At 69.4% G+C, this 7273-nt stretch carries 8 protein-coding genes; 4 read left to right on the top strand and 4 right to left on the bottom strand.

The annotated features are described in order from the left end of the window. Nucleotides 1-163: transposase (locus ABZV31_RS27240; RefSeq protein WP_355898868.1), on the top strand; the 163-nt coding region annotated here is incomplete at its 5' end. Nucleotides 164-292: 129 nt separating this feature from the next. Here the strand turns inward: ABZV31_RS27240 and ABZV31_RS27235 are convergent. From ABZV31_RS27235 to ABZV31_RS27220, 4 genes are all read right to left on the bottom strand, one after another. After that, on the bottom strand, nt 293-1243 hold the full coding sequence (locus tag ABZV31_RS27235; RefSeq protein WP_355898850.1) for a recombinase zinc beta ribbon domain-containing protein: 951 nt from the start codon (nt 1241-1243) through the stop codon (nt 293-295). Next, entirely contained in the window at nt 1240-1725 is a 486-nt protein-coding gene (locus ABZV31_RS27230; RefSeq protein ID WP_355898865.1) for a recombinase family protein, read from the bottom strand. The genes ABZV31_RS27235 and ABZV31_RS27230 overlap by 4 nt, the downstream gene beginning before the upstream one ends. Before the next feature lie 548 nt (nt 1726-2273). After that, entirely contained in the window at nt 2274-2375 is a 102-nt protein-coding gene (locus tag ABZV31_RS27225) for a DUF397 domain-containing protein (RefSeq protein ID WP_355898847.1), read from the bottom strand. A 16-nt stretch (nt 2376-2391) separates the two neighbouring features. After that, nucleotides 2392-2511: a DUF397 domain-containing protein gene (locus ABZV31_RS27220; RefSeq protein WP_355898844.1), complete on the bottom strand. Its 120-nt coding sequence runs from the start codon at nt 2509-2511 to the stop codon at nt 2392-2394. 123 nt (nt 2512-2634) lie between these two features. Here ABZV31_RS27220 and ABZV31_RS27215 point away from each other — a divergent pair, with 123 nt between their 5' ends. The 3 genes from ABZV31_RS27215 (at nt 2635) to ABZV31_RS27205 (ending at nt 7178) form a co-directional block, all read left to right on the top strand. Next, nucleotides 2635-4038, top strand: a complete 1404-nt coding sequence (locus ABZV31_RS27215; RefSeq protein WP_355898841.1) for a class II fumarate hydratase — start codon at nt 2635-2637, stop codon at nt 4036-4038. Between the two features lie 72 nt (nt 4039-4110). Then, nucleotides 4111-4803 (top strand): DUF402 domain-containing protein, encoded by a 693-nt coding sequence (locus ABZV31_RS27210; protein WP_355898839.1) that lies wholly within the window; start codon nt 4111-4113, stop codon nt 4801-4803. A 329-nt stretch (nt 4804-5132) separates the two neighbouring features. Next, nucleotides 5133-7178 (top strand): SpoIIE family protein phosphatase, encoded by a 2046-nt coding sequence (locus tag ABZV31_RS27205; protein ID WP_355898836.1) that lies wholly within the window; start codon nt 5133-5135, stop codon nt 7176-7178. The last annotated feature ends 95 nt before the right edge of the window (nt 7179-7273 follow it).

The raw sequence follows: 7273 nt of genomic DNA, 5'->3' as shown, positions 1-7273 counted from the left end.
CTCCACCCGGCTGGGCCGGCACCGCTGGACCATCGAACGCACCATGTCCTGGCTCGCCGGCTGCCGCCGCCTGCACCGCCGCTACGAACGCAAGGCCGAACACTTCCTGGCCTTCACCGCCATCACCTGCACCCTCATCTGCTACCGCAGACTTACCAAATGAGACGGCGTCTTAAACACAGTGGGGTGGAGGCCGTGCAAACGGTCTACGGGGACAGTCACGGCATGGAAAGGCCCCCGAAGCGTTTACACGCAACGGGGGCGGGGGTCCCGTGATCTCGGGTAGCCCTGTTTACTTCCGCTTGTAAGCCTTTTGCTTCGGCAGGACGTACTCCGCCTCAGGCTCGATCCACATGTAACCCTCGGGGACGTGGAGACCGGTCTCCTTAGCGATCTCGGCAAGCTCAGGCATCTTGCACACGACTCGTCGGCTCCCGTCTTCGGTGCTCCCCACCGTCACGGTTATGCCGTGCCGTTGCAGGAAAACGCGCTTCTGCTCATCATCCTTGGTCGTCCACTCTTCGAGGTAAGTCCGTCCCGTCTCTTTCCAGGCCGGGGCGTCCTCGGCGGCCTTGATTTCTTCCCTCAGCCGCTCCGCCTTGGCCGACTGGAATTCGTGCTGTCCCCAGTACCGCTCTACCTGAACATCCGTTTTGAAGCGTCCGGCGAGGTAATCAGCTTCCAGTCGGTCTAGCGTCGCCTCGGCCTCGGCAAGCTCGATCTTGGCTTGACTGATGGAATTACCGGCCCGCTCCATAACCGGGAGCGGGCCGAGAGTGACCTTCACGAAGGTCCCGACAGCCGTGTCTAGATCGTCGCGACGAATGCGGCCAGGATTGGGGCAGGTCCCGGTGTTGACGTTGTTGCAGGCGTAGTAGTGGTGCACACGGCCGTTCGGCTTCGTCTTCTTGTTGGAAGACATGCGGGCACCGCAGCCCTGGCACATGGCCACACCGCCGAGCATCGACCTCGAAGGCGTGGACCGCCTAACCGGCCTGTCACTCTTCAGTGCAGCAACGAATTCGGACCATTCCGCAAACTCCATCAGGGGTTCATCAGTAATCCGAACGTTCTCGCCGTTCTCGTCTACGACGTTCTCGCCCTTGTACGTGTAGATTCCGGCGACGGTCGGATTCATGACGATGGCGCGGATAGCGTTAGCGGTCCAGGCAACGCCCCTCGACTCTTCGCCCTTCACGATCCGGAGATGATCCCGCCAGGTAGGGACGCCGCGCTTATTCAAGTCAACCGCAATCTTGTAGGACGACCAGTCACCCTTTGCCGCTCCACAATTTCGCGGAACAGTTCGGCATAGGTGGCGTCCTGAACGAGCTTCTTCCCGCCACCGTCCTGTCGCTCGAAGCGGTATCCGAACGGCTCTACGCCACCAATCCAGACACCCTTGGCCTTACGAGCGGCCGAGCCGGAAAGCGCGCGGGCTCGAATGGTGTCCAGCTCGCCTTCGGCAAAGGCCGCGATGATCTGAGCGAACATCTTGCCCATGGGGGTGCTCATGTCGATGCCCTCAGTCACGGACACGATGACCTTGCCGTGTTTCTGGCACCAGTCGAAGACCTCGGCGAAGTGACCAGCCTTCCGGCTAAGCCGGTCCAGCTTCCACACGGCGAGTACGTCCCACTCGTCGGCCCGCTCGTTGAACCAGGGCCAAGGCCCGGTCTCTTGAAGGGGTGCATGGCACCGGACACGTCTAGGTCTTCGGCCCAGCCCGCTATCCGGCCGTCGATGGCCGGTCCGATCGCCCAGTGCTCTATGGCCGCACGCTGCTTCTCCGGACTGGTGGTGTCGTCCTTAGGATGGACAGGCGGACGGTCCCCAGGACCCTCGGGTTAGAGATCATGTCGGGGATCGTACGAGGGTCCACGCGAGCGGAACAAGTTGAACGACTTCTTCCAGAACCCGGCCCCGCAGCCGACGTTCACGTCGATTCCGGTGCGGGGACCGGGGCTGGCGTAGGGATACATACCGGGGCTGGCGTAGGGATCAGGTCGGGCCGGAGGGAGGCGGCCGGGCGGTGATGCGGTGCGGGCGGCTTCCAAGTGACCGTGGGGGCCGCCCGCCTCTTTGTCGGTGTCGTGCCTCCGCCGGCCGCGTCAAGGGCGCTCCCTCCGGTCGCGTCGCCTGCGGCGATGGCCCTTTGGGCCACCCTTGCCTCGGACCGCGGAAGCACGACAATCGCCGAGAAGCGGGCGGCCCCACGGCCACGCCTCCGACAGACGCCCAGCGAGCCGGCCTCCCCGCCCCCGAGGAACGGCTCAGCCGCCCAACTCCGTCTCCCGGACGGCCGACACGAGCGACGACCCGGCCGACCGGCCGAAGACCAGTACCGGGCCCTGCGGCGCCTTCGAGTCGCGCACGGGTACACCACACGCCCTACGCCCGTGCCGTCGAGTCCCGCACGGGTACGCAATACGCCCGGTCGTCCAGCACCTCGACGCAACTGCCCCTGTCCCCACCGCTGCGAGCAGACTTGCGCCACCCGTCCAGCGACATGGACCCCCACCCATCTGCCGCACCGCCCTGATGAGACCTGGGTCGCTGGGCAGGAGATGCTGGTGGAGTGGAGGGGAATACGCCCTGCCCGGTCCGTGCTGAAGATCTTTCGGAGGTACGACGATGAGGACCCCTGATGACGACCGGCGCTACCGCATCGAGCACGACTCCATGGGCGAGGTGAAAGTCCCCGCCGACGCCAAGTGGCGCGCCCAGACGCAGCGTGCCGTCGAGAACTTCCCCGTCTCCGGGCAGCGGATCGAGCGGGCCCACATCGAGGCCCTGGCCCGCATCAAGGGCGCCGCGGCGAAGGTGAACGCGCGGCTGGGTGTGCTGGACACGGACGTCGCCGAGGCGATCCAGGAGGCGGCCGACGAGGTCGCCGAGGGCAGGTGGGACGAGCACTTCCCCGTCGACGTCTTCCAGACCGGGTCCGGGACGTCGTCGAACATGAACACCAACGAGGTCATCGCCACCCTGGCGAGCGAGCGGCTCGGGCGCGACGTGCATCCCAACGACCACGTCAACGCGTCCCAGTCCTCCAACGACGTCTTCCCCTCGTCCATCCACATCGCCGCCACCGCCGCCGTCACCCGGGACCTGATCCCGGCCCTGGACCATCTCGCGAACTCCCTCGCCCGCAAGGCCGAGGAGTTCGCCGACGTCGTGAAGTCCGGGCGGACGCACCTGATGGACGCCACGCCGGTGACGCTGGGGCAGGAGTTCGGGGGGTACGCCGCACAGGTGCGGTACGGCATCGAGCGGCTGAACGCCTCCCTGCCGCGGCTCGCCGAGTTGCCCCTGGGCGGTACCGCCGTCGGCACCGGCATCAACACCCCGCCCGGTTTCTCCGCCGCCGTCATCGAGGAGGTCGCCCGCGCCACCGGGCTGCCGCTCACCGAGGCCCGTAACCACTTCGAGGCGCAGGGGGCGAGGGACGGGATCGTCGAGACGAGCGGGCAACTGAGGACCATCGCCGTCGGGCTGACCAAGATTGCCAATGATCTGCGGTGGATGGCGTCCGGGCCCCGGACCGGGCTCGCCGAGATCTCCCTGCCCGACCTGCAGCCGGGGTCGTCCATCATGCCGGGGAAGGTGAACCCGGTCATTCCGGAGGCCGTGCTGATGGTCTGCGCCCAGGTCGTCGGCAACGACGCCACCGTCGCCACCGCGGGCGCCTCGGGCAACTTCGAACTCAACGTGATGCTGCCCGTCATCGCCAAGAACGTCCTGGAGTCGATCCGGCTGCTCGCCAACGTCTCGCGGCTGCTCGCCGACCGGACCGTGGACGGGATCGTCGCCCACCGGGACCGGGCCCGCGAGTACGCCGAGTCCTCGCCCTCGATCGTCACCCCGCTCAACAAGTACATCGGGTACGAGGAGGCCGCGAAGGTCGCCAAGAAGGCCCTGGCCCAGCAGAAGACCATCCGTCAGGTCGTCCTCGAGAGCGGCTACGTGGACCGCGGCGACCTCACGGTCGAGCAACTCGACGAGGCGCTGGATGTCCTGAAGATGACGCACCCGTAACCAATCGGCCCCCGGGCGTGAACCGTGACCCGCGCCGCAGCGTCGTATGCCTGGGGCACCTAATATCTGTGCATGGCAGACGACGGAGCGGTGAGACGCGTGAAGGCGGGCGGTGCGACGACCTACTGGGCCCCCGGGAGCCGGATCCTGTGGCGGTACCGGGAGAACGGCGGCGCGCGCTTTCACATCGCGCGGCCCGTGACCGTCGTCCGCGACGACCCCGAACTGCTCGCCGTGTGGATGGCGCCGGGGACCGAGTGTGTCAAGCCCGTGCTCGCCGACGGCACACCTGTCCATCTGGAGCCGATCGCGTCCCGGTACACCAAGCCGCGGACCGTGCAGCGCGACCGCTGGTTCGGTACGGGTGTGCTGAAGCTGGCCCGGCCCGGTGAGCCCTGGTCGGTGTGGCTGTTCTGGGAGCCGGGCTGGCGGTTCAAGAACTGGTACGTGAACCTGGAGGAGCCGCTGGCCCGTTGGGAGGGCGGGGTCGACTTTGAGGACCACTTTCTGGACATCTCCGTGCACCCGGACCGCAGTTGGCACTGGCGGGACGAGGACGAGTTCGCGCAGGCCCAGCGGGACGGCCTGATGGACGCCGACCTGGCCGAACGGGTGCGGGCGGCGGGCCGGTCCGCGGTGGAGGTGATCCGCGCCTGGGGCTGGCCCTTCTCCGACGGCTGGCAGCACTGGCGCCCGGATCCGTCCTGGACGGTACCGTCACTGCCGGAAGACTGGGACCGTACGCCCGCGCACGTGTCCTCATGAGACCCTTGATACGCCCCCGGGCAAGAAACGTAGGATCGTCCTCCGCAACAATCAAACAGGGGCCGGTGGCCGGGTGGCGGGTGGGAGCACAAAAGCAAATCCCGGAACAGGCGCCGAGTCTGACCGAACGTCACCGAGGGGCGGCAGGACGTGAGCGAGGGGTACGAGGGCAACACCCGTGCGGGCCGCAGACGGTCCGCCGGTGGCACAGGAACAGCCTCTGACCACGCCGAAAATCCGTTCCTGGGGCAGGTATTCCGGGTATCGGGTCTTCGGCGGGACGAACTGCGCGCCCGGCGCGCAGCCCCGGACGGATGGATTCGACACGCGTGACGGAGCAGCCGACCTCCTTCGAGCGCCCCCAGGCAGGCGCCGACCCCGCGGACGGCCGTGGGGCGCTCCTGCATACCTCGAAACCGCCGCGCACCACGGGCGCCGCCGCCTTACCGGTACAGGCCCGTACCGGCGAGCCGCCCTCCGGCCCCGGCACGCCCCTGACCTCCGGCAGCGGTCCCGAGCACGCCCAGCCCTCCGCCGCCGAGCCCGACACCCACCGGCCGCGCCCAGCGCCCGAGGCCGTCCCCGACGGGCCGGGCGCCGAGCAGGAGCGGCCCGGCGGCGAACGGCGCACCGGGCAGCGGCTGCCGGGCGGTGGCCCGCTGCCGATGCGGCGGGACGGCGACCGGCTGCGGTTCGTGGGAGCGGCCACGCGGCGCATCGCCCGCGGCCTGGACCTCGACGAGATCGTCATGGGGCTGTGCCGGGCCACCGTGCCGACCTTCTCCGACGCCATCCTGGTCTATCTGCGCGAGCCGCTGCCGGTGGGCGACGAGCGGCCCGTCGGCCCGCTCGTGCTGCGGCTGCGCCGCACCGACCGGATACCGGCCGAGCGGGACACGGAGGGCGGCTTCATGCCGCCGCCGGTGCCGGAGCAGCCGTCCGAGCTGTCGGTGGTGACCAACGAGCTGTGCGAGGTGCGCCCCGGCAGTGCGCTCGGCGAGGTGCTGCGGGGCGTCCGGCCCGTGTTCACGGACACGCCCTCCGCGCGTGCCGCGCTGGCTGAACTCCTCGGCGAGGGGTCCGAGTTGGCTGTGCCCGGTGGGCAGCGCGCCATCCTCGCCCCGCTGCGCGGCCGCCGCCGCGTCATCGGCGCCGCCCTGTTCCTGCGCCGCCCGGAGCGCCTGGCGTTCGAGCCCGACGACCTGCTGGTCGCCGCCCAGCTCGCCACCCACAGCGCGCTCGGCATCGACAAGGCGGTGCTGTACGGGCGCGAGGCGTACATCGCCGACGAGTTGCAGCGCACCATGCTGCCGGAGACCCTGCCCCGCCCGACGGGCGTGCGGCTGGCCTCCCGCTATCTGCCCGCCGCCGAAACCGCGCGGGTGGGCGGCGACTGGTACGACGCGATCCCGCTGCCCGGCAGCCGGGTCGCCCTCGTCGTCGGTGACGTCATGGGCCACTCCATGACGTCGGCCGCGATCATGGGCCAGTTGCGCACGACCGCGCAGACCCTGGCCGGGCTGGACCTGCCGCCGCAGGAGGTGCTGCACCACCTCGACGAGCAGGCGCAGCGCCTGGGCACCGACCGCATGGCGACCTGCCTGTACGCCGTCTACGACCCCGTCTCGCACCGCATCACGATCGCCAACGCCGGCCATCCGCCGCCGGTGCTGCTGCACCTGGGCGGCCGGGCCGAGGTGCTGCGGGTGCCGCCGGGCGCGCCGATCGGTGTCGGCGGCGTCGACTTCGAGGCCGTGGAGCTGGACGCCCCGGCCGGCGCGACCTTGCTGCTGTACACCGACGGCCTGGTGGAGTCGCGGCTGAGGGACGTGTGGACCGGCATAGAGCAGCTGCGCGAGAAGCTGTCGGCGACCGCGCAGCTCACCGGACCCGACCATCCGCCGCCGCTCGAGGCGCTGTGCGACGAGGTGCTCGACATGCTCGGTCCGGGCGACCGGGACGACGACATCGCGCTGCTCGCCGCCCGCTTCGACGGGATCGCGCCGAGTGACGTGGCGTACTGGTTCCTGGAGCCGGAGGACTCCGCCCCCGGCCGGGCCCGCCGCCTGGCCCGGCGGGCGCTGGCCCGCTGGGGTCTGGAGGAGCTCACGGACTCGGTGGAGCTGCTGGTCAGCGAGGTCGTCACCAATGCCGTGCGCTATGCGTCACGGCCGGTCACGCTGCGTCTGCTGCGCACCGACGTGCTGCGCTGCGAGGTCGGCGACGACGTGCCGCAGCTGCCACGCCTGCGGCAGGCGCGCGCGACGGACGAGGGCGGGCGCGGGCTGTACCTGGTGAACCGGCTGGCCAGACGGTGGGGTGCGACCCGGCTGAGCACCGGGAAGGTGGTCTGGTTCGAGCTGAACCGGAGCTGAGGCCTACCCCCTGCTCAGAACGGTACCAAAATTGGACCTGGTCCAAATGTTGCCGATGTCTGCTCGGCGGAGTTGACTGCTGGGTGAACGAAGCG

It is taken from the genome of Streptomyces sp. NPDC005202, from assembly GCF_040608235.1.
Lineage (GTDB): Bacteria > Actinomycetota > Actinomycetes > Streptomycetales > Streptomycetaceae > Streptomyces.
The sequence above is the reverse complement of the archived record's forward strand: the minus strand, read 5'-3'. Positions and strand labels throughout refer to the sequence as shown.